The sequence below is a fragment of the Cereibacter sp. Soil_C_27 genome, from assembly GCF_057657095.1.
Window position 1 is genome coordinate 1 of record NZ_JBDGJD010000010.1, and the last position, 20,310, is coordinate 20,310.

Consider the following 20,310-nt stretch of genomic DNA (forward strand, 5'->3'; position numbering starts at 1 on the left):
GCCGGCCACCCCAACCGTAGCGCCAAGACCCGTCATGCACTAAGATTAAACCCGGACCACTCCATAGGGGCAGGCCACTAATTTTAGTGATGGCGATGTCTTTCCTCTCAGTAGGGAGCGGCGCGTCCGGCGTGTCCTTGCCGCATGTGCTGCATGATCTTGCCACAGGGCAAGAGATCGAGGCGCGGGACCTGCTGATCCTCTGGGGGATCCGGCTGCCTCGTCTGGCAATGGGGCTGCTCGTCGGGGCGGCACTGGCGGTCTCCGGCGTGTTGATGCAGGGCCTTTTCCGAAACCCGTTGGCCGATCCGGGCATCGTCGGCGTCGGCTCCGGCGCAGGTCTTGGCGCGGCGCTGGCAATTGTCTTGGGTCCGCTGCTGCCGGCGTTTCTTCCGACCCTCTGGCTTGTGCCCCTCGCGGCGTTCGCAGGTGGCTGGGCGATGACGGTGCTGCTTTACCGAACTGCAACGCGGGCGGGGCGGACCTCGGTCGCGACCATGCTCTTGGGGGGGCTTGCCTTCGGTGCTCTGGCAGAGGCGGCGCGGGGCCTGCTGACCTACCTCGCCGATGATCAGCAGCTGCGGGACCTCACCTTCTGGTCGATGGGATCGCTGGCCGGGGCCAGTTGGCAAAAGGTTGGCGCGGCGCTGCCGATGATCCTGCCGATCCTGCTTCTGGCACCGCTGATGGCGCGCGGCCTGAATGCGCTGGCTCTGGGAGAGTCCGCAGCGCGGCATCTGGGTATCCCGGTGCAACGGGTGAAGCGGCTGGCCGTATTAGGGGTCGCTTCTGCCACCGGAGCTTCGGTGGCGATGGCTGGCGGGATCGGCTTCATCGGCATCGTGGTGCCGCACCTGCTGCGGCTGGCGACCGGGCCGGACCACCGCTATCTGCTACCCAACGCGGCGCTGCTCGGGGCTGCCCTTTTGGTCGGAGCCGATGTCATTGCGCGGCTGATCGTAGCCCCAGCCGAAATGCCCATCGGCATCCTGACCGCGGTCATCGGTGCCCCGGTCTTCCTGTGGATCCTGCTGCGGCAGGGCTTTGGTCTTGACCTCGGATGATCGAAACGCACAATCTCTGCGTATCGCTGGGCCGCCACCCGGTGCTGCACGACATACGTCTGACGGCCAAGCTTGGGCAGCTGACCGCCATTGTCGGACCGAATGGCTCGGGCAAGACCACCCTCTTGCGGGCGCTGGCAGGCGATTTGGCTTATGCGGGCAGTGCCACGCTGGACGGGCTGGAGATCGCTGCCATTCAGGTCGCCAACCTCGCCCTTCGGCGGGGCGTGCTGCAGCAGGCCACGAGCCTGTCCTTCCCTTTCACCGTGCTGGAGGTGGTCCGGCTAGGCCTGCTCCGACGCGAGGGTATCTCTTCAGCGCGTCATGCCTTACGGCGCGTCGATCTGGAGGGCTACGAGGGGCGGCTATATCAGGAATTGTCGGGTGGCGAGCAACAGCGGGTGCAATTGGCCCGTGTGCTGGCCCAGGTCGACGCGCCCGCGGGGCCAGAGGGCCATCGCTGGCTTTTTCTCGACGAGCCGGTGTCGAGCCTCGACATCGGCCACCAGCTGCAAGTCATGCGAATTGCGCATGACTTTGCCGCTTCGGGTGGTGGCGTGCTAGCCGTGCTGCATGACCTTAATCTAACCGCCATGTTCGCGCAGCATGTGGTGCTGCTGTCGCGCGGACGGGTGGCAGGGTCAGGGCGCCCGGCGCAGGTGTTCGATGACGCGCTCTTGTCGAAGGTCTATGGCCTGCCGCTGCGGGTAAATACCGCGCCGGGCGACCTGCCCTTTCTACTGCCGCAAGCAGCAGGCGGACGGCGATAGTTTTGAACCAGCTGGACGCTCTGTTCAGCCATCGCCGCGCAGCGTTCCTCGACCGAGGCGCGGGTAGCGCTCCAGCAGTGGCGGCAACAAAAGCAGAGCTGCTCGCGGCGAAGGCTGGCCTCCAAAAACCGCCCGCTCGGGATTAACGAGGAAGGCCCGGACTTGCGATCGGCCTCTGTGACAGCCGAGTTCAGGGTAGCAGGCTCCGGCCCGCCGAATAAGACCTCAGGTCGCCTGCCCTTGATCGCGAGTGTTGCAGGATGTGATCCGGCGAATCGAAGGTCCACGCAGTGAAAGCTCTGTAGCCTGATCGTTTGCGCGAAGTGGTTCGCGGGATATGCAACGACTGGGCGGTGTCGATCCGGACGGCTTGTGGGGCCATCGGGTTCGACCGCTCGACGTTCCACTGCCAATCCCGCCGCGCCGATCAGGCTGCCGTGGCGAAGCGGAGAGGCTCACCGCTTCAGGCAGGGCCTGTGCCCAGAGGCCGCAGTCGAAATTTCCGCCGACATCAGTCACCGGGGCGATACGGCAAGCGCTTCAAATGGCTCGCCTATGTCGCCCGCGTGCAGAATGCGATTTTCGCCTTCGAGAGCCTCCAGCGCCTCGGGGCGGAGCAACTATGGATGTCGGAGTGAACGCAGATGAGCCCTGTAGGAGATTCTATCAAAAAGATCACTTTCCCTCAGCAGATGATGTCAATATTCCTTTGCATCCCGATCCCCGCAAAGCAAAGTAATATTGACGTGCAATCTCTTCCGCTTGTCGCCCAAACGAGACGGGCACTGGGCATTTCCCAAGAGGATCTCGCCGACGCAGTTGGGGTCAGTGTGCCGACCATCCGCAATCTTGAGCGCGGCACGGGCAACCTCCGTTCGATGATCCGGGTGATGGACACCCTGAAGCTTGGCTGGGGCTGGGTCCGACAAGGCGAAGATGCAGGCCCGGCGCTCGCGGCCAGACGCCGGGCGAAAGGATTGAGCCAAGCGGATCTGGCGGGCCGCGTTGGCTGCTCGCGACCCACGATCATCGCACTCGAGAGAAATCTGTCTGGCAACCTTTCGACCTTACTTGCGGCTCTGGCTGCACTCGGGCTCCGCTGCGCATTGCGTTCGACGGCTCGGCCCGCTGGGGGCCTTGTGCCTATGACGAATGCGCCGGAACGAGATCTGGTCATGACACCACCGGACCTCGCGAAGGCGGTGATTGACCATTTCACACCTCAGATGGCCGGGAGCATTCTCGACCCCGCACGGGGGGCCGGCGCCTTCTTCGAGCAGTTTCCCGTCCGTCTGGAGCGGCACTGGTGCGAGCTGCGCGAGGCGCGTCTGCGAGATCTGGACGAAGGCGGCTTTGGCGTCGCCGAACTGCTGCTGATCGATACTCCGAGATGCTGGCCTCAAAGCGGTTTCCAGTTGGCTGCAGCTCATATACGAAAAGGGCAGCAGGAGGAGTGGAAAGTTTCGCGGCTCGCGACGAGCGAGTAGGACGAAGGCGGCCCTTACCTGCCATCCGGGAGGTTGCGCCGCCACTTGCGGCTTCCTCAGACGGTCCACTCATGTTTGCCGCGGCGATCCAGACCAAGCAAAATCGCTGATGCGGACAAAGCGGACCTTCACATCTAGCCGCCGGCCGTAAACACACATTGGCGACGAGGCGATCCGACCCGTAACCCTACTGCCGGATGCGCCAGCCCGTCCGGAATATCGACCAGACCGCCGCGAGACAGGCGGCGGTGAACAGCAGGATCGCTAGCAGGCTGACCATCACCGGCACGTCTGCTGTGTCGAAGAACGACCAGCGGAAGACCGACATCAGGTACACCACCGGGTTGAACAGCGCGAGGGTGCGCCAGATCCCCGGCAGCATATTCACGCTGTAGAAGCTGCCGCCGAGGAAGATCAGCGGGGTCAGAACAAGCAGCGGGATCAGTTGCAGCTGCTGGAAATCCTTCGCCCAGATGCCGATGATGAAGCCGAACAGCGAGAAGCTGAAGCTGGTCAGGACCAGCAGCGCGAACATCGCTACCGGATGCGCGATCGGCAGGTCGACGAACAGGAACGCCGTGGCTAGGATCACCAGACCAATCAAGACGGATTTCACCGACGCCGCGCCGACATAGCCGATGACGATCTCTGCCGTGCCGATGGGCGCGGACAAGAGCTCGTAGATCGTACCGATGAACTTGGGGAAATGGATCGCGAAAGACGCGTTCGCCACCGACTGGGTGATCACCGTCAGCATGATGAGCCCCGGCACGATGAAACCGCCATAGGTCACACCATCCACAGTCTCGATCCGGCTGCCGATGGCGGCGCCGAACACCACGAAATACAGCGAGGTCGAGATGACCGGAGAGACTAGCGATTCGATGATGGTGCGATAGAATCGCGCCATTTCGCGGTTGAAGATCACCCGGATTGCCTGGAAGTTCATGCCTGCCCCCTGACCAACCCGACGAAGATGTCTTCGAGGCTGCTTTGCCGTGTCGCGAGGTCAGTGACCTGCAGACCCGCTGCGCGCATATCGCCCAGCAAGGTGACAATCCCCGTACGCTCGCGCTTCGTGTCGTAGGTGTAGGTCAGGCTGCGGCCGCCCGGTCCCAGCTCCAGGGCGTAGCCGTGCAGCGCCTCGGGCACGGCCGTCAGCGGCCCAGCCAGATCGACCTGCAGCCGCTTCTGGCCCATCCGGGTCATCAGCCCGACCTTGTCCTCGACCAGCAGGATCTCGCCCTTGTTGATCACGCCCACCCGGTCTGCGATCGCCTCGGCCTCTTCGATGTAATGGGTGGTCAGGATGATCGTTACGCCCTGCGCCTTCAGGTCGGCCACGACCGACCACATGTCCTTGCGCAGCTCGACATCCACGCCGGCAGAGGGTTCATCGAGGAACAGCACGCGGGGCTGGTGCGCCAGCGCCTTGGCGATCAGCACGCGCCGCTTCATGCCGCCCGACAGCGGCTGGATCGGGCTGTCCTTCTTGTCCCACAACGACAGTTGCCGCAGCACCTTCTCGAGCTGTGCCGGGTCCGGCGCCTTGCCGAACAGCCCGCGCGAGAAGGAGACGGAGTTGATTACCTTCTCGAACGGCTCGAGCGTGATCTCCTGCGGGACGAGGCCGATCAACTCGCGTGCGGCCCGGAAATCGCGCACGACATCATGCCCGCCGACGGTCACGTTGCCCGAAGTGGGGCGCACGATGCCACAGATGGTCGAAATGAGCGTGGTCTTGCCCGCGCCGTTGGGGCCGAGCAGCGCGATGATCTCGCCTTCCTCGATCTCCAGATTGACCGACTTGAGCGCCGAAAAGCCTGACTTGTAGGTCTTGGTCAGATCCCGGACGGATACGATAGTTGGCATGACTTTCCCTGACCTCCGATGGATTCTTGTATCGCCCCGAAGCGCCTGAAGCCAGCGATCGTGAACCGCATACGTCTTGCGGCCCATAGCCGTCGGTCGACCATCTGAGCGACGCTCACCCAGGCGGCCTTTCGAGATCGCCGCAGCCAGAGGCACTTGCAGCCCTGAGTTGCCGGACGCGCTCTGCGCAGCATGACGGCATGCCCGATCAGGAAGGGCGGAAAGCCGACCGACGGCGGTGCAGCACAGCAGTCTCGGCGTGACAGGAGCCAGCCCTTTGTCGTCACAATTAGGATGGTAAGATCACCATCATGTGGCAAATATCAAACGCCTTGTTCGTTGCGCGCCAGCGGGCGTCTTCCACTCCGCGTTTCCAAGGCCTCGTTGCACGCGTCAGGCACTCTCGCCATCGGGACGTGAACAAGTGAATGAATAGATGGTCGGCGACACGCGGCGCCAGACGCTGGTCAATTGAGGGATTGGCGGAGGCCCAGCTTCCGACGCTTTGCTGACCTCTTTACGCGGCTTTTACGCGTTCGGCGACCTTCCGCATATCCGCCTTACGCCCCCGTCGGTGACAGTTCTCTTCAGAAGCTGAAGGAGCTGAACATGGCTGACATTGTTTATCTGGCGCTTGGCATCGGCGCTTTAGTCACCTTTGCCGTCGCGGTCCGTGCCGCGGAACGGATGTAGGGGGCGAACATGTTCGATGTGATCCTTGGCCTCGCCGTTGCGGCGGGCCTGTTTTTCTATCTCGGGCTGGCGCTTCTGCGTCCCGAACGGTTCTGAGGAGGCGCCCCCGATGACATTGATTGCCTATGCGCTTTATTTCGCGGTCTTGGTGGGCGCGGCGTGGATGCTGGCGGTCTGGATGACGCGCGTCTACTCCGGCGCCATGCCTTCTGGCCTGCTCCGGCTAGAGGGGGCGGTCTTGCGCCTCTGCGGCGCCTCCCCCGACCGGGGCATGACATGGGGCACCTATGCCTTTGCCGTTCTGGCCTTCAACCTTGCGGGTTTCGTGATGCTTTACACGATCCTGCGCACGCAAGGCGCGCTGCCGCTGAACCCGGACGGGATCGACGGCATGGCCCCCGACCTTGCCTTCAACACCGCCGTCAGCTTCGTGACCAACACCAACTGGCAGGCCTATTCGGGCGAGGCGCAGCTGTCCTACCTGTCGCAGATGACCGGGCTGACGGTGCAAAACTTCGTCAGCGCCGGAACCGGCATGGCGGTTGCCGTCGCGGTGATCCGCGGCTTCGTCTGGGCCAAGGGGACCAGACTTGGCAATTTCTGGGTGGACCTGACGCGCTCGGTCCTGTGGATCTTGCTGCCGCTCTCGGTGGCCCTCGGGCTGTTTCTGGCCACCCAGGGCGTGCCGCAGACCCTGCTGGGTGCGGTCACGGTCACGGGGATCGAGGGGCAAGAGCAGGTCATCGCCCGCGGCCCGGTGGCGGCGCAGATCGCCATCAAGCAGCTTGGCACCAATGGCGGCGGCTTCTTCGGCGTGAACTCGGCCCACCCATTCGAGAACCCGACCATTGGCTCGAACCTCGCGCAGAGCCTGTCGCTCCTGCTGATCCCCATCGCCTTCTGCTTCCTGTTCGGCCGCATGGCGGGCGACCGTCGGCAGGGCCTCGCGATATTCGCAGCAATGGCAGTGATGTTTGTCGTGGGTCTGGGCGTCATCCATGCCTATGAAGTCGCGGGTAACCCGGCCTTGGGCATGGGCGCCAATATGGAGGGCAAGGAACAGCGCTTCGGCGCCATGCTGTCCGCACTCTGGGCGGCCTCGACCACCGCCGCCTCGAACGGCTCAGTCAACGCGATGCATGACAGTTTCATGCCGCTCTCCGGGCTGGTGATGCTGCTGAACATGCAGATTGGCGAGGTGATCTTTGGCGGCGTTGGCGCCGGGCTTTACGGGATGCTGCTCTACGTCGTGCTGGCGGTGTTCCTGGCGGGGCTGATGGTCGGGCGCACGCCCGAATACCTTGGCCGCAAGATCGAGGCGCGCGAGGTGACGCTTGCGATGCTAGCCTTCCTGTCGATGCCGCTTGGCATTCTGGTCGGCGGCGCGGTTGCCGCCACCGTGCCCCAGGCTCTGGCGGCGGTGCAGGACGCCGGCCCGCACGGGATGAGCGAGATCCTCTATGCCTATTCCAGTGCGACCGGCAACAACGGCTCGGCCTTCGGCGGCTTCGGCGCGGGGCTGACATGGCACACCACGGCGCTCGGGATCATCATGTTGCTGGGGCGCTATGCGATCATCATCCCAATGCTGGCCATCGCCGGGTCGATGATCCGCAAGACGCAGGCGCCCGTCACCAGCGGCACCTTCCCCACCCACGGGCCGCTGTTCGTGACGCTGCTGATCCTCACCGTGCTGATCCTTGGCGCGCTGACCTTCTTTCCCGTCCTCGCCCTTGGCCCCATCGCGGAAGAAACCGCGCGGGTGGCCGGGCAGGCCTTCTGAGGGGCATTCCAATGTCGAAACCTGAAACAGCCGCCGGGACTTCTGGCCTTTATGCGGCGGCGGCCCGCGCGAGCTTTGTCAAGCTCGACCCGCGGACCCTGTGGCGCAACCCGGTGATGTTCGTCACGGGAGTGGTCGCCGCGATGACGACTATTCTTGGCCTGCGCGACCTCGGTATCGGGGCGGCGGGGGCGGGCACCGCGCTGCACATCTCTGCATGGCTATGGCTGTGCGTCCTCTTCGCCAACTTCGCCGAGGCGCTGGCCGAAGGCCGCGGCAAGGCGCGGGCGGACACGCTGCGCGCCACCAAGTCGGAGACCCGCGTGCGGGTGATGTCCGCACCGCATGACGACCCGGCGACAGGCACGGATACTCTCTCGACCGCGCTGAAGACCGGCCAGTTCGTCCATGTCGCCGCCGGAGAGATCATCCCGACCGATGGCGAGGCGGTGCGCGGCGTGGCGAGCGTCAACGAAAGCGCCATCACCGGCGAATCCGCCCCGGTGATCCGCGAGGCGGGGGGCGACCGCTCCTCCGTCACCGGCGGCACGACCGTCATGTCGGACTGGCTGGTCATCAAGGTGACGGCCGAGCCGGGCAAGAGCTTCCTCGACCGCATGATCGCCCTGGTCGAGGGCGCCGAACGGCAGAAGACCCCGAACGAGATCGCGCTGAACATCCTGCTGGTAGGGCTGACGCTGATCTTCCTGTTCGTGGTCGTCACGCTGCCGGCCTTTGCCAGCTATTCGGGCACCGCCATTCCGGTCATCGTGCTGGGGGCGCTGTTCGTGACGCTGATCCCCACCACCATCGGCGGCCTGCTGTCCGCCATCGGCATCGCTGGCATGGACCGGCTGGTGAAGGCCAATGTCATCGCCAAGTCCGGCCGCGCGGTCGAGGCGGCAGGGGATGTGGATACGCTGCTGCTGGACAAGACCGGCACCATCACCTTCGGCAACCGCATGGCTGATGCGCTGGTCCCGGCGCCCGGTGTAGATGCACGCTGGCTGGCCGAGGCCGCCGCAATGGCCTCGCTGGCGGATGAAACGCCCGAAGGCAAATCCATCGTCGAGAAAGCGCGCGAGATGCTGGGGTCCATTCCCGCCATGCCCGTCGGGGCGGAGCCTGTGGCCTTCACCGCACAGACGCGGCTTTCGGGGCTGGACCTTCCGGACGGGCGACAGTTCCGCAAGGGCGCCATCGACGCGGTGATCCGCCTGACCGGCAAGACCCCGCCCGCCCCGCTGTCGGCGCAGGTGGATGCCATTGCTCGCTCCGGTGGCACCCCGCTGCTGGTGGCCGAGGGCGACCAGATCCTGGGCGCGGTGCATCTAAAGGACATCGTCAAGCCCGGCGTGCGCGAGCGCTTTGCCGAGTTGCGCGCCATGGGGATCCGCACGGTGATGATCACCGGCGACAACCCTCTGACCGCTGCCGCCATCGCGGCCGAGGCGGGGGTGGATGATTTCCTCGCTGAAGCCACGCCCGAGATGAAGCTCGACCTGATCCGCCAGGAACAGGCGGGCGGGCGACTGGTCGCCATGTGCGGCGACGGATCCAACGACGCGCCGGCGCTGGCGCAGGCCGATGTGGGGGTGGCGATGAACGCCGGCACTCCTGCGGCGAAAGAGGCGGCGAACCTGATCGACCTCGACAGCGACCCGACCAAGCTAATCGAGGTGGTGATGGTGGGCAAACAGCTGCTGATCAGCCGCGGCGCGCTGACCACCTTCAGCATCGCCAATGACGTCGCGAAATACTTCGCCATCCTCCCCGCCATCTTCGTCACCGCCTATCCGGGGCTGGGGGTGCTGAACGTCATGGGGCTGGCCTCGCCGACCTCGGCCATCCTGGCCGCGGTGATCTTCAACGCGCTGATCCTGGTGGCGCTGGTGCCGCTGGCGCTGCGCGGGGTCGCCTATCGCCCGGCCTCGGCCGCGGCGCTGCTGCGGCGCAACCTGCTGGTCTATGGCCTCGGGGGGCTGGTGGTGCCCTTCATCGGTATCAAGGTCATCGATATGGCGCTTGTCGCGCTGAACCTTGCCTGAGAGGAATTCACATGCTGACCCATCTTCGTCCCGCTATCGCCCTGATGCTTCTGTTCACGCTGCTGACCGGCCTTGCCTATCCGCTGGCCATGACCGGCATTGCCCAAGCGCTGGTTCCGAGCATGGCCAATGGCTCGCTGATCGAACAGGGCGGCGCCGTCATCGGCTCTGCCCTCATCACCCAGCCTTTCGCGGGGGTGGGCTACCTGCACCCGCGCCCCTCGGCGAGCGGCTTCAATGCGGCCGGCACCGGCGCCTCCAACCTCGGCCCCACCTCTGCCGAACTGGCGGCGCAGGTGGCCGGACGGCGCGCGGCCTATGAGGCGGCGACTGGCACGGCGGCGCCCATCGACGCGGTCACCGCTTCCGGCTCCGGCCTCGATCCGCATGTCAGCCCCGGAAATGCACTGGCGCAGGCCGCCGGGATCGCTGCGGCCCGCGGGGCCGATCCCGCCGCGGTGCGCGCGCTGATCGCCGGCGCGGCCGAGCGCCCGCTCCTTGGCCTCTACGGCGAGGCCCGGGTGAACGTGCTGGCCACCAACATCGCCCTTGACGCCGCCTTCCCGATGCCGCCCGCTGCCGAAAACCGTGACACGAACGGAAACGCGACCGAATGAGCCTTGGCGCCGACATCCGCCCCTCGCCCGACGCGCTGCTGAGCCAGGCTGCGCGCGAGGGGCGGGGTCGGCTGAAGATCTTCATGGGCGCCGCCCCCGGCGTGGGTAAGACCTGGGCGATGCTGGACGATGCCCACCGCAAGCGCGGCGAGGGCGTGGATGTGCTGGCCGCGCTGATCGAGACCCACGGCCGGGCCGAAACTCAGGCCAAGCTTGCGGGCCTGCCACAGCTGCCTCGCAAGGCCATGATCCACCGGGGCCGCGCGCTGACAGAAATGGATATCGACGGGCTGCTGGCGCGGCGCCCCCAGCTCGCCCTGATCGACGAGCTGGCCCATACCAATGCCGAAGGCAGCCGCCACGAGAAGCGCTGGCAGGATGTCGAGGAGGTGCTGGCCACCGGAATCGACGTCTACACCACGCTGAACATCCAGCATATCGAGACGCTGAACGAGACCGTGGCCCGGATCACTGACGTGCGGGTGCGCGAAACCGTGCCCGACGGCGTGCTGGAAATGGCCGACGAGATCGAGCTGGTCGACCTGCCGCCCGATGAGCTGCTGGAGCGGCTGAAGCAGGGAAAGGTCTATCCCGCCGACCAGGCCTCGCGGGCACTGAGCTCATTCTTCGTCAAGGGCAACCTCACCGCCTTGCGCGAGCTGGCGATGCGCGCCGCCGCCGACCTGGTGGACGCGCAGCTGCGCGAGCACATGGCTGCCAATGCGATTGCCGGCCCCTGGCCCACGCAGGAACGCATCCTTGTCTGCATCAACGAAAGCCCCGCCGCGCGTGAGGCGATCCGGGTTGCCAAGCGCAGCGCCGACCGCGCCCGCGCCGAATGGATCGCGCTGAACGTCGCCTCCACCCGGATGGAGGCGCTGCCCGAGGCCGACAAGGACCGGCTGGCCGGCACCTTGCGGCTCGCCGAACGGCTGGGGGCGGAACTGGCGACGCTGGAGGCAGAGCATGACTTGGCCGATGCGATCCTTAGCTTCGCGCGCGACCGCAATGTGCGCCGGATCGTCATCGGCCGCCCCCGCGCCCGGCCATTCTGGGCACAGCTGACCTCCGAGGATGTTGCGCGCGGCCTGCTGCACCGCTCCGGCCCGTTCGAAGTGACCGTCGCCTCGGCCCCGGACGAGAAATCCCCGCGCAATCCGGTCCGCCTGCCAGTGCTTGGCGCTGAGCCCAAGGCCTGGGGCGAGGTGCTGCTGTCGGTCGTCCTCGCCTCGGCCTTCGCCTGGGGGGCGGAGCGGATGTTTCCCGTCGCCAGCCTGTCGGTCATCTACATGACCGCCGTGGTGGTGGTCGCCAGCCGCCGCGGACTTGGCCCGGCGATGGCAGCGGCGGTTCTGGGATTCCTTGCCTACAACTTCCTCTTCACCCACCCCCGCTTCACCTTCCATGTCTCGCGCCAGGGCGAGCTGCTGACGCTTGGACTGTTCATGGTCGCCTCGCTGATCACCGGCAACCTTGCCGCCCGGCTGCGCGCACGGATCGAGGCACAGACCGCCATCGCCGAGCGCACCAACAAGCTTTACGACTTCAGCCGCCGCGTCGCCTCAGCCGCCACCGCCGATGATGTGATCTGGGCCTCGGTCAGCCATGTCGCCACCACGCTGCGCTGCGAGGCGGTGCTGCTGATGCCCCAAGGCGCCGAGCTTGCCGTGGTGGGCGGCTTCCCGCCCGAGGACCGGCTGGACCTGCGCGACCAGTCCGCCGCGCAGTTTGCGTGGGAGCGGGGCGAGGCTGCGGGTCATGGCTCGACCACCCTGCCGACCGCGCGCTGGTTCTTCCTGCCGCTGGTGGCGGGCGAGCGCAAACTGGGCGTGCTTGGCATCGCGCCCGCCGATGACCGCCAGCTACCACGCACCGACCGCCGGCTGCTGGATGCGCTGGTCGACCAGATCGCACTGGCGCTGGAGCGGCTGCGGCTGACCGAAGACCTTGCCGCGACCCAGCTTGCGGCCGAGACGGAGCGGCTGCGCACCGCGCTGCTGAACTCCGTCAGCCATGACCTGCGCACGCCGCTGGTCACCATCATTGGCGCAGCGGGCAGCCTTGCCGAGACAGACCTGCCGCCCGCCGCGCGCCGCGATCTGGCCGAGAACATCCGCGAAGAAGGCGAGCGGCTGGATCGCTATGTGCAGAACCTGCTGGACATGACCCGGCTGGGGCACGGCGCGCTGAAACCGCGGCTGACTCCCGTCGATCTGGGCGAGATCCTCGGCTCCGCCCGGCAGAGGATGCAGGGCGTTCTGCGTTCCCACAACCTGCAGATCGACCTGCCGAGCAGCCTGCCGCTGATCCTCGCCGACGGGGTGCTGCTGGAGCAGGTGATCGTCAACATCCTCGACAATGCCGCCAAATATGCGCCCGGCGGCACCGAGATCGCGGTGACGGCCGCCCTGCGCGGGGCGCGGGTCGAACTCTCAATCCTCGACCAGGGGCCGGGCATACCCGCCGAGGATCAGGCGCGGGTGTTCGACATGTTCTACCGCGTCGCCGGGGGTGACCGTCAGCGGGCGGGCACGGGGCTTGGCCTGTCGATCTGCAGGGGGCTCGTCGAAGCCATGGGCGGCACCATCCGAGTCGAAACCGGCTGGCCCGATGGTAGCGGCACCCGTATTGTGCTGGCGCTGCCCCTCCACAACCTCGAGGCCTCTGCATGACGGGATCTGCCCGCATCCTGATCATTGACGACGAGGCCCCGATCCGCCGTTTCCTGCGCGTGGCGCTGGAGGCGCAGGGCTATCTGGTCTCTGAGGCCAGCACGGCGCGCGACGGCATCGCCGCCACCGCGCTCGAGTCCCCGGCGTTGGTGGTGCTGGACCTCGGCCTGCCCGATGCCGACGGGCTGGACGTGCTGCGCGAGATCCGGGGGTGGAGCGCGGTTCCCGTGCTGATCCTCTCGGTCCGCGCCGATGAGGCCGGCAAGGTCGCGGCACTGGATGCCGGGGCGCAGGACTATGTGGTCAAACCCTTCAGCATGAAGGAATTCCTCGCCCGCGTCCGCGGCCTTTTGCGCGACCGGGGGGCCGAGGCGGCGCCGTCCGTGCTGGATATCGGTCCCCTGCATATCGACGCCGCGGACCACTCCGCGAGCCTCGACAGCCGCCCCCTGCACCTCACCCGGCGCGAGTTCGACCTGCTGTGGATGCTGGCCAGCCATCGCGGTCGGCTGGTGACTCAAGAGATGATCCTCAAAGCACTCTGGGGTCCCGCTCATGCCGAAGACAGCCAGTATCTGCGCGTCTATATCCGCCAGCTGCGCCAGAAACTGGGCGACGCCGCGACCAGCCCCCGCTTCATCTTCACCGAACCCGGGGTGGGGTATCGGTTGGCCGAGGAGTGAAGTGCCTAATGAACAACGATCGCTGCGGGCTGATTGCGAATACTCGCTGGTCGGGCGCATGAGGTAAGGCGGACTCTGATGAAGCTAAAATCTTGTCCCCTCAGCAGGAAATCTACCCAGAGATCCTATGCAAAACATCCATTGCCGCATTGGAAGGCCCGTGAAAAGCTGGGCTGCCTCCGTCCCTTCGCTGCGACGAGCACGAAGGGCCGCTATGGGCCGGAACTCGCCGCGCGGAGAATGGGCGCAGCCGGACGCCGAGTGCCACGAATGCAGCGTGGAAACAGGCCGAGCCGAGCCCAAACATGCCGAGCTCGTCGCAGAGGTTTTCGCGGGTGCAAGATGCAAGGTTCATCCGGCCGGCTTGGTGCGGAAAGTCGAGCTGGCCCTATACTGCCGCGTCAGCTGTGTCGGGCCGTCAGCTCATCGCCACGAACGTCGGAATCTGAGACATGACCGAAAAACTCGTTTGGTTCTGGCTCCAGGTTCTACGACTATGGCACACCGGTCCCTTGAAACTTGACCGGTGCGCGAAGTGGGTGCACCGTGAAACGGTGGGTGTTCTACTTGAGGAAAGTCGATTTATACAACGTCACTGGTGGATGGCCTTTCAAGCTAAGACGTGGATTGGGGATAGTTCGTCATGAAACAGGCAAGGTGGGCGGCGGCCGTGGCAATCGCGGCACTGGCGGGGGGCGCGGGGATGGCGTCCGCTCAGACGCTTTCGCAGGGAGATATCTACGTCAAAGGTTTTGGAGGCGCGACCTGGCCGTCGAACTTCGACACTACCCTCAAGGAGGACGGCGAGCAGATCGCCCGCCCCAGCTTCGACTACGAGACCGGGTATACTCTGGGCGTCGCGGTCGGCGCGGCCTTCACACCGAATATATCGATGGAGATCGAATACGCCTACCGCAGCGCCGATGCCGCCATCACGGACCGTGATGAGGATGACGAAAGCAGCAGGGCGAACGGCGACACCTCTGCCAACGCGCTCATGTTCAACGCGATATACATGTTCGACGGCATGGGCGCGATCGGGGCGATCCGGCCCTATGTCGGCGGCGGCATCGGCGGGGTCAACGTGGAGACCAGCGTCCCGGGCCAGAATTACGACGCCGATACGTTGCTTGCCTACCAGCTGATCGGCGGCGTTGGCTACGAACTGAACCCCAAGATCACCCTCTTTGCCGAAGGACGCTGGTTCCAGACTGAGTCGGGCAGGTTCGACGGCCCCGGCGGGGATAACTTCGACGGCAAGCTCGAGACCTTCGACCTGCTCGCCGGCCTGCGCTACACCTTCTGAGCTTTTCCATCTGAATCAGTCTATTGCTACGTTGTTTCATGGGCAAACGAGCGACGGTTGCCCTCTTCTGAGCTGCTGCCGGGTTTGTGGACACGATGTGGCGGAGAGCGTGTTGCGCCGTTGGATGCGGGAAGCAGCCCCTGCCGAAGCTTTTCCCGGCAACGGTCAGATGCCGGCCGATCTGGTCGAGACTGCAGCTCTGAAGAAGGAGGTCGCCCGGCTCCGGGCGGAGCGTGACATCCTGAAGCGCTGCGCGGGACGAGCGAGGGGGGCTCGCAGCCACAAGGGACACAATGGTGTCCCGCGCTGTGCTCAAGATCCCTTTAATCTCAGCGGTTCCTTCCGAAGCACGCAAATCGCTACAAAAGGTGGCTTTAGGCAGCTTTGGTTTTCGGACCGGCACGGACATAGAAACAGGCTTGACGAGGAACGGCAATTAAAGGGCCGGTTGACACTCTGACCAAATAAGAGCGCGTTGGCGGCGGCTTCATGCGGCCGCCCACGATCTACACCTCCGGACCTTTGCCGTCCGGCTCGGGCGACGGCTCGGCGCCGACTAGGTCTGCCCCAAGCCGTCACGATGCACCATCGCGCAATCGACTCCGAATGTCTGCACCTTGAGCATCAGGACCTGGCTCCGCCCTTTGTCACCGTGACCCGGCGCCGACGACCTTAGCTCCAGACCGCTCCTCAAAATGACGGCTTTCACCTCAGAGGTCTAGCTGCCCTTGACCTTCCGGCCGATCAGGTGATGGATCGACGAAACTCGCAAAGGACCTTCCGTGCTTATCCGCATCCTGAATCCCAACACGACCCTCGCCTTCACCGAAGAGCTTGCAGCCACCGCCGCGCGCCGCGCCGCGCCCGGGACGGTCGTAGATGCCCGCAGCCCGACCCAGGGCACGCCGAGCGTTGAAAGCCACGTCGAGGAAGCCATCGGTGCGCTGGGGGTGATCGAGCAGGTGGTGGCCGGAGAGCGCGAGGGGGTGGATGGCTATGTCATCGCCTGCTTCGGCGATACCGGAGTGGCGGCCGCGCGCGAGATCACCGCGGCGCCGGTCGTCGGCATGACGGAAGCGGCGTTCTACACCGCCGCACTGGTCGCGGCGCGGTTCAGTGTCATCACCCTGCCGCCCCGCACCCGCATACACAGCGAACGGGTGTTGCGCGAAACTGGAATGACGGATCGGTGCGTGCTCCGCGCCATCGACCTTCCGGTGCTCGACCTGCTCAACGCGGAGCAGGCGGTTCTTGCCGCATTCCTTGCCGAAGGTCAGCGGGCGCTCGAGAAAGACTATGCGGAAGCCATCGTGCTGGGCTGCGCAGGGCTCAGCGGGCTGGTGGATCCACTGAGCCGGGCACTTGGCGTGCCGGTGATCGACGGGGTGATGGCCGGGCTGAAGCTGGCCGAGGGGCTGGTGACGCTCGGCCTGCGCACGAGCAAGCGGTCGAGTTTCGCGCCGCCGCCGGTGAAGGGACTGACCGGGGTCTACGCCGGGTTGCTGCCCGAGGGGTGAACGATTTCCGGGCACTCCGGGGTCCAGCTCTCGAACCTGCGGCGGATCTCGGCTGGGTCTGCGGCGAAGAGCGGATCGACACCATAGCCCTGAACGGTGACGGATGCGGCGACGGCCCCGGCACGGGCGGCGCGGACGGGATCGGGCTCTTGCAGATAAGCCGCCATGAAGCCCCCGCAAAAGCTGTCGCCCGCCCCCGTGGTATCCACGACAGTCTCCACGGCATAGGCCGGCACATGTGTGGTGCGGCCCGTGTCACGCTCGTGCACCAGACAGCCCTCGGCACCCAGCTTGATGACCACGAGCCGCGGCCCGAGGCTGGCGAATTGCCGTGCCGCGGCCAGCCAGTCGCGGGTGCCGAGCAGCCGCAGCACCTCTTCGGCGCTTGGCAGGAAAATATCGACTGCTCCGATCATCCGCAGGATCGCGGCCTCGTTGCCCGCGATGTAATCCTCTTGGGGATCGAGCGCAACCAAGGCCCCCCGAGCGGCCGTCAGGTCGGCCACCAGACGTTGCTGGGCGGCGAGTGTCATGGCGAGGATCAGGAAGGCCTCGGCCGGCCTGAACTCCGCCGGGATATCGGACGGCGACGGTGAGAGCGAGTCAAAGGCGCTGTCCTCGGCGAAAAGGGTCCACTTGCGGCTGCCGTCCACGAAATATTCGACCCTGTTGTGCAGCGTCGGCAGGTCGCGGCGCGCGAAGCCTGCGTCGCTCAACCCCTGCCCTGCCATCGCCGTTGCGATAGACGCCGGAAAATCTGCACCGATCGGGGCCACAAGCTCGGTCGCGGGCTGCCAGGGCCGGGCGGCCAGCGTGGCATAGAGCGCGTCGCCGCCGGTGCAGCCCGGACGTTCGCTGAGATCGGGTAGGACCACATCGTCGATGGTGAAATTGCCAAGACAGATGAGGCGCGGCGGCGTCATGCCTGCGCTTCCGCGGCACGGAACTTGGCCATCGCAAGGTGATATGCGTAGAGCTGCACCGGGATAGTGTAGACCAAGGCCGACAGCGCCTCGGGCACCGCGGGGAGCCGAATAACCGCATGTGCCACACCGTCGAAACGCGTCTCGTTCTCGGTGACCAGCGCATAGATCTGCCCACCCCAGCGCCGTCCCTCCTGCGCCGTGTCATGGGCGCGCGGCACGGAAGGGCCGGCCGGCGCGACCAGCATCAGCGGGTCGCCCAGCTTTTGCGAGTTGTAGTGGTGGAATTCCTCCTGCGGGATGGCAAGCGCATGGTCGGGGGTGCATTCCTTTACCTTGGCCGCGCCGAACAGGGCTGCGGCAAAGGAAGGCCCGCCACCGGCAAAGAGATAGACGCTCCGATCCCGCTCGGCCTCGGCAATTTCGGCGATCCGGACCTGATGCGTTGCAATCACCTCTGCGATCTGGTCCGGCACCGCGTCGAGGGCCGCCTGCAAGTCCGCCACGTCCAGCCCCCGCGCTGCACCGATGTCGAGCGCCAACTGGCACAGCAGCGCCAGCGCCGCGGTGCTGGCCTGCGTCGGCCAGCCCTTGCGTTCGGCATGGATCGTCAGCCGGTGATCCGACTGCTCCATCAGCGCTGAGCCGGGCGTGTTGCTGAGCGCCAGCGTCTGTGCGCCGCGGGCCTTGGCCATCATCAGCGCCTCGACCGTGCGGGTCGTCGTCCCGCTGGAACTGAGGGTGACGACCAGAACATCCGGGCCGAGCACGCGATGCTGATAATATGCCAGATCCAGCGCCTGGATTGGCTCGCAGGGCAGGCCCGTCATCTCTTCGAGCAGGCTGCGCACACCGGTCATGACCGCAAGCGAATCGCCACATCCGGTCATGCAGATCCGGCGTAGACCGGATCGGGCGATGCTGCGCGCCGCTGCCGCGATGGCGTCACGTTCGCGGGACAGCGTCGTGCGGATAACCTCGGGCTGCTCGAGAATTTCGGGCAGGGTGAAATCGACCCGGCGGCGGCGCTTGGGATCGAGGGGATCGTCGGTCGGCAGCGCTGCCATCAGCGACTGTTCACGCGCGAAGAGATCGGCAATGAGCGCCTTCTGTGCGTCATTGAGAGGCGAGGCATCCGCCAGAAGCGGGGTAAGATTGGCGTAGGACATCAGCTTTCCTTTGTAACTCAGACGGCAGTCCGGGCGGGAACGCGGCCTGCCGCCTCCATCAGCCGCAGAACCTTTTCCCGGTCCCACAACGCAAAATCATCCGGCGTGGCACCATCGCGCAGCAGGGCGGTGCTGACGATGACCCCGTCCGCCGCAGCCAGTGCAGCGCCGACATTGTCGGTGGTGACACCGCCGCCGATCAGGATCGGCCGCACCACGCCGGCCTTGCGCGCGGCGGCGATGCGGGACAGCGTGTCGTCGAAGCCCGACCCCGTCAGGATCACCGCATCCGCGCCGAGCGACTGGGCCCAGACCGCCGCTGTCTCCGGCGCCATGCCCGCCAGCGGCACGCAGGTGCGGTCATGCACATCGGCATAAAGCTGGATGTCGGGCCGTCCAATGGCGGCACGATACTGGGTTGCCGGGATGTTCAGTGCGTTGCGCAGCCCCTCGGCGTTCACCGCGGCACCGACGAATACTTTCAGCCGCACGAAATCAGCGTCGCAGGCATCGGCAATGGCCAGCGGCCCGACCGCGTCATGCGCCTGCACTATGATCCCAAGACCGACCTGAGGGAATTCCTTGCGGAAACTGCGACCGAGCGCAGCCATCCGCGCCACGGTCTGCATCGCCGCAGGGCCTTCCTCGCGGGTTTCATCCTGGACCTTGATCGCGGTGATTCCGGCTTCAACGAAGATCCGGGCATTGGAGAGCAGGAAGTCCTCATACCAACCGAAGGAGCGTGTCGCGCCACCCTTGAACGGCGGAAGTTGCAGGGCAGCGATGACGGGAGGGACGGGCATCAGGTTTCTCCGGGAGAGCCCCCCGCAGCCCGGTTGACCAGCAGCCTGTGCCGCAGGAAGAAACCGTTTATGCTGCGGCAAGCAAGACAAGAATCAAAGTCATAGGATTTTTAGCAGATGCCAGCTTTGAAAGCTACCGAAAGACACCAACAGATCATGGCGCAGCTCGGCGCCCATGGGCGGGTCGATGTGATGGAGCTGTCGGACAGGTTGGGCGTCTCCACCGTCACCATTCGCGCCGACCTGCTTTTTTTAGAGAAAAGTCAGGTCTTGCGGCGGATCCGGGGCGGCGCCATTGCCGTGCGCCCCAGCCGCTACGAGCGTCCGGTCGATATCAACGCTTCGCTGCGCAGCGCGGAAAAAAGCGCCATTGCCGCCTTGGCCGCCGAGATGATCCGTGATGGTGAAACGGTGATCATGGACACGGGATCGACCGTGGCGGCATTGGCCAATGCCTTTCCGCACGACCTCACCGATATCGCGATAGTGACCAATTCCCTCGCCGTGGCGATCGAGCTTGTCGACCATTCAGGCGCGACTGTCATTGTTACGGGCGGCACGCTGCGACCGCGACTGAACTCGCTAATTTCGCCTTTCGGCGATCTTATCCTCAAAGAAATCAACGCAGATATTGCTTTCATGAGCTGCGCCGGCGTCGATCCGGTGAAGGGGTTCACCAATGGGAACTGGGAAGAAGCCGAGATCAAGAAGGCGATGATCCGCGCCGCTGGTCGGGTAGTCTTTCTGGCTGACCACACCAAGCTGGGCCATATCGCGACGGCCCGGATTGCCATGCTTGATCAGGTGGACACGCTGATCACCGATTCCAACACCTCAACCGAAGTGCTGCGCGACCTGCGGGCGGCGGGGCTGGAAGTGCTGGTGGCGTGATTTTTGGCTAAG

General features: G+C 65.5%; 17 protein-coding genes and 2 pseudogenes. 14 read left to right on the forward strand and 5 right to left on the reverse strand.

The features are described 5' to 3' along the window. The first annotated feature begins 44 nt into the window (after positions 1-44). From AC3A5Z_RS22425 to AC3A5Z_RS22440, 4 genes and pseudogenes are all read left to right on the forward strand, one after another. On the forward strand, positions 45-1,064 hold the full coding sequence (locus AC3A5Z_RS22425) for a FecCD family ABC transporter permease (RefSeq protein ID WP_487521571.1): 1,020 nt from the start codon (positions 45-47) through the stop codon (positions 1,062-1,064). Further along, complete coding sequence (locus AC3A5Z_RS22430; protein ID WP_487521498.1) at positions 1,061-1,834, forward strand: heme ABC transporter ATP-binding protein; 774 nt, start codon at positions 1,061-1,063, stop codon at positions 1,832-1,834. The genes AC3A5Z_RS22425 and AC3A5Z_RS22430 overlap by 4 nt, the downstream gene beginning before the upstream one ends. A gap of 305 nt (positions 1,835-2,139) precedes the next feature. Further along, positions 2,140-2,283, forward strand: a pseudogene (locus AC3A5Z_RS22435) (IS3 family transposase); the annotation flags it as partial. Positions 2,284-2,478: 195 nt separating this feature from the next. Beyond that, a complete protein-coding gene (locus AC3A5Z_RS22440; protein ID WP_487521499.1) occupies positions 2,479-3,321 on the forward strand; it encodes a helix-turn-helix transcriptional regulator in 843 nt (280 codons plus the stop codon). 187 nt (positions 3,322-3,508) lie between these two features. On the opposite strand, the gene AC3A5Z_RS22445 is transcribed toward AC3A5Z_RS22440, so the two are convergent. Next, complete coding sequence (locus AC3A5Z_RS22445) at positions 3,509-4,270, reverse strand: ABC transporter permease (protein WP_487521500.1); 762 nt, start codon at positions 4,268-4,270, stop codon at positions 3,509-3,511. Continuing rightward, positions 4,267-5,193 carry an ABC transporter ATP-binding protein gene (locus AC3A5Z_RS22450; RefSeq protein ID WP_487521501.1) on the reverse strand — a complete coding sequence of 309 codons (927 nt, stop codon included), beginning with the start codon at positions 5,191-5,193 and terminating at the stop codon, positions 4,267-4,269. Before AC3A5Z_RS22450 ends, AC3A5Z_RS22445 begins: the two co-directional genes overlap by 4 nt. Positions 5,194-5,895: 702 nt before the next feature. Here AC3A5Z_RS22450 and kdpF point away from each other — a divergent pair. The 9 genes and pseudogenes from kdpF to AC3A5Z_RS22495 all read left to right on the forward strand — a co-directional run bounded on the left by kdpF (position 5,896) and on the right by AC3A5Z_RS22495 (position 16,512). Next, positions 5,896-5,982, forward strand: a complete 87-nt coding sequence (gene kdpF / locus AC3A5Z_RS22455) for a K(+)-transporting ATPase subunit F (protein ID WP_487521572.1) — start codon at positions 5,896-5,898, stop codon at positions 5,980-5,982. Between the two features lie 13 nt (positions 5,983-5,995). Next, the gene (gene kdpA / locus AC3A5Z_RS22460) at positions 5,996-7,669 is read left to right on the forward strand and encodes a potassium-transporting ATPase subunit KdpA (RefSeq protein ID WP_487521502.1); all 1,674 of its coding nucleotides are present in this window, start codon (positions 5,996-5,998) and stop codon (positions 7,667-7,669) included. Positions 7,670-7,680: 11 nt separating this feature from the next. After that, positions 7,681-9,717, forward strand: a complete 2,037-nt coding sequence (gene kdpB, locus AC3A5Z_RS22465; RefSeq protein ID WP_487521503.1) for a potassium-transporting ATPase subunit KdpB — start codon at positions 7,681-7,683, stop codon at positions 9,715-9,717. Between the two features lie 11 nt (positions 9,718-9,728). Then, positions 9,729-10,334, forward strand: coding sequence for a potassium-transporting ATPase subunit KdpC (gene kdpC / locus AC3A5Z_RS22470; protein ID WP_487521504.1), 606 nt, complete (start codon positions 9,729-9,731; stop codon positions 10,332-10,334). After that, positions 10,331-13,006: an ATP-binding protein gene (locus AC3A5Z_RS22475; protein ID WP_487521505.1), complete on the forward strand. Its 2,676-nt coding sequence runs from the start codon at positions 10,331-10,333 to the stop codon at positions 13,004-13,006. The genes kdpC and AC3A5Z_RS22475 overlap by 4 nt, the downstream gene beginning before the upstream one ends. Next, positions 13,003-13,689 (forward strand): response regulator, encoded by a 687-nt coding sequence (locus tag AC3A5Z_RS22480; RefSeq protein ID WP_487521506.1) that lies wholly within the window; start codon positions 13,003-13,005, stop codon positions 13,687-13,689. Before AC3A5Z_RS22475 ends, AC3A5Z_RS22480 begins: the two co-directional genes overlap by 4 nt. Positions 13,690-14,332: 643 nt before the next feature. Continuing rightward, positions 14,333-14,995: an outer membrane protein gene (locus AC3A5Z_RS22485; RefSeq protein WP_487521507.1), complete on the forward strand. Its 663-nt coding sequence runs from the start codon at positions 14,333-14,335 to the stop codon at positions 14,993-14,995. Between the two features lie 94 nt (positions 14,996-15,089). Beyond that, a pseudogene (locus AC3A5Z_RS22490) lies at positions 15,090-15,245 on the forward strand (IS3 family transposase); the annotation flags it as partial. A 532-nt stretch (positions 15,246-15,777) separates the two neighbouring features. Further along, a complete protein-coding gene (locus tag AC3A5Z_RS22495; RefSeq protein ID WP_487521508.1) occupies positions 15,778-16,512 on the forward strand; it encodes an aspartate/glutamate racemase family protein in 735 nt (244 codons plus the stop codon). Here the strand turns inward: AC3A5Z_RS22495 and AC3A5Z_RS22500 are convergent. Genes AC3A5Z_RS22500 through AC3A5Z_RS22510 form a run of 3 tightly spaced genes read right to left on the reverse strand, consistent with a single transcriptional unit; the run spans position 16,485 to position 19,407 of the window. Then, entirely contained in the window at positions 16,485-17,435 is a 951-nt protein-coding gene (locus tag AC3A5Z_RS22500; protein WP_487521509.1) for a carbohydrate kinase family protein, read from the reverse strand. The two genes, AC3A5Z_RS22495 and AC3A5Z_RS22500, sit on opposite strands and share 28 nt — an antisense overlap. Continuing rightward, entirely contained in the window at positions 17,432-18,604 is a 1,173-nt protein-coding gene (locus tag AC3A5Z_RS22505) for an SIS domain-containing protein (protein WP_487521510.1), read from the reverse strand. The genes AC3A5Z_RS22500 and AC3A5Z_RS22505 overlap by 4 nt, the downstream gene beginning before the upstream one ends. Before the next feature lie 17 nt (positions 18,605-18,621). Continuing rightward, a complete protein-coding gene (locus tag AC3A5Z_RS22510; protein ID WP_487521511.1) occupies positions 18,622-19,407 on the reverse strand; it encodes a BtpA/SgcQ family protein in 786 nt (261 codons plus the stop codon). A 117-nt stretch (positions 19,408-19,524) separates the two neighbouring features. Here AC3A5Z_RS22510 and AC3A5Z_RS22515 point away from each other — a divergent pair, with 117 nt between their 5' ends. Then, positions 19,525-20,298, forward strand: coding sequence for a DeoR/GlpR family DNA-binding transcription regulator (locus tag AC3A5Z_RS22515; RefSeq protein WP_487521512.1), 774 nt, complete (start codon positions 19,525-19,527; stop codon positions 20,296-20,298). Positions 20,299-20,310 lie beyond the last annotated feature (12 nt).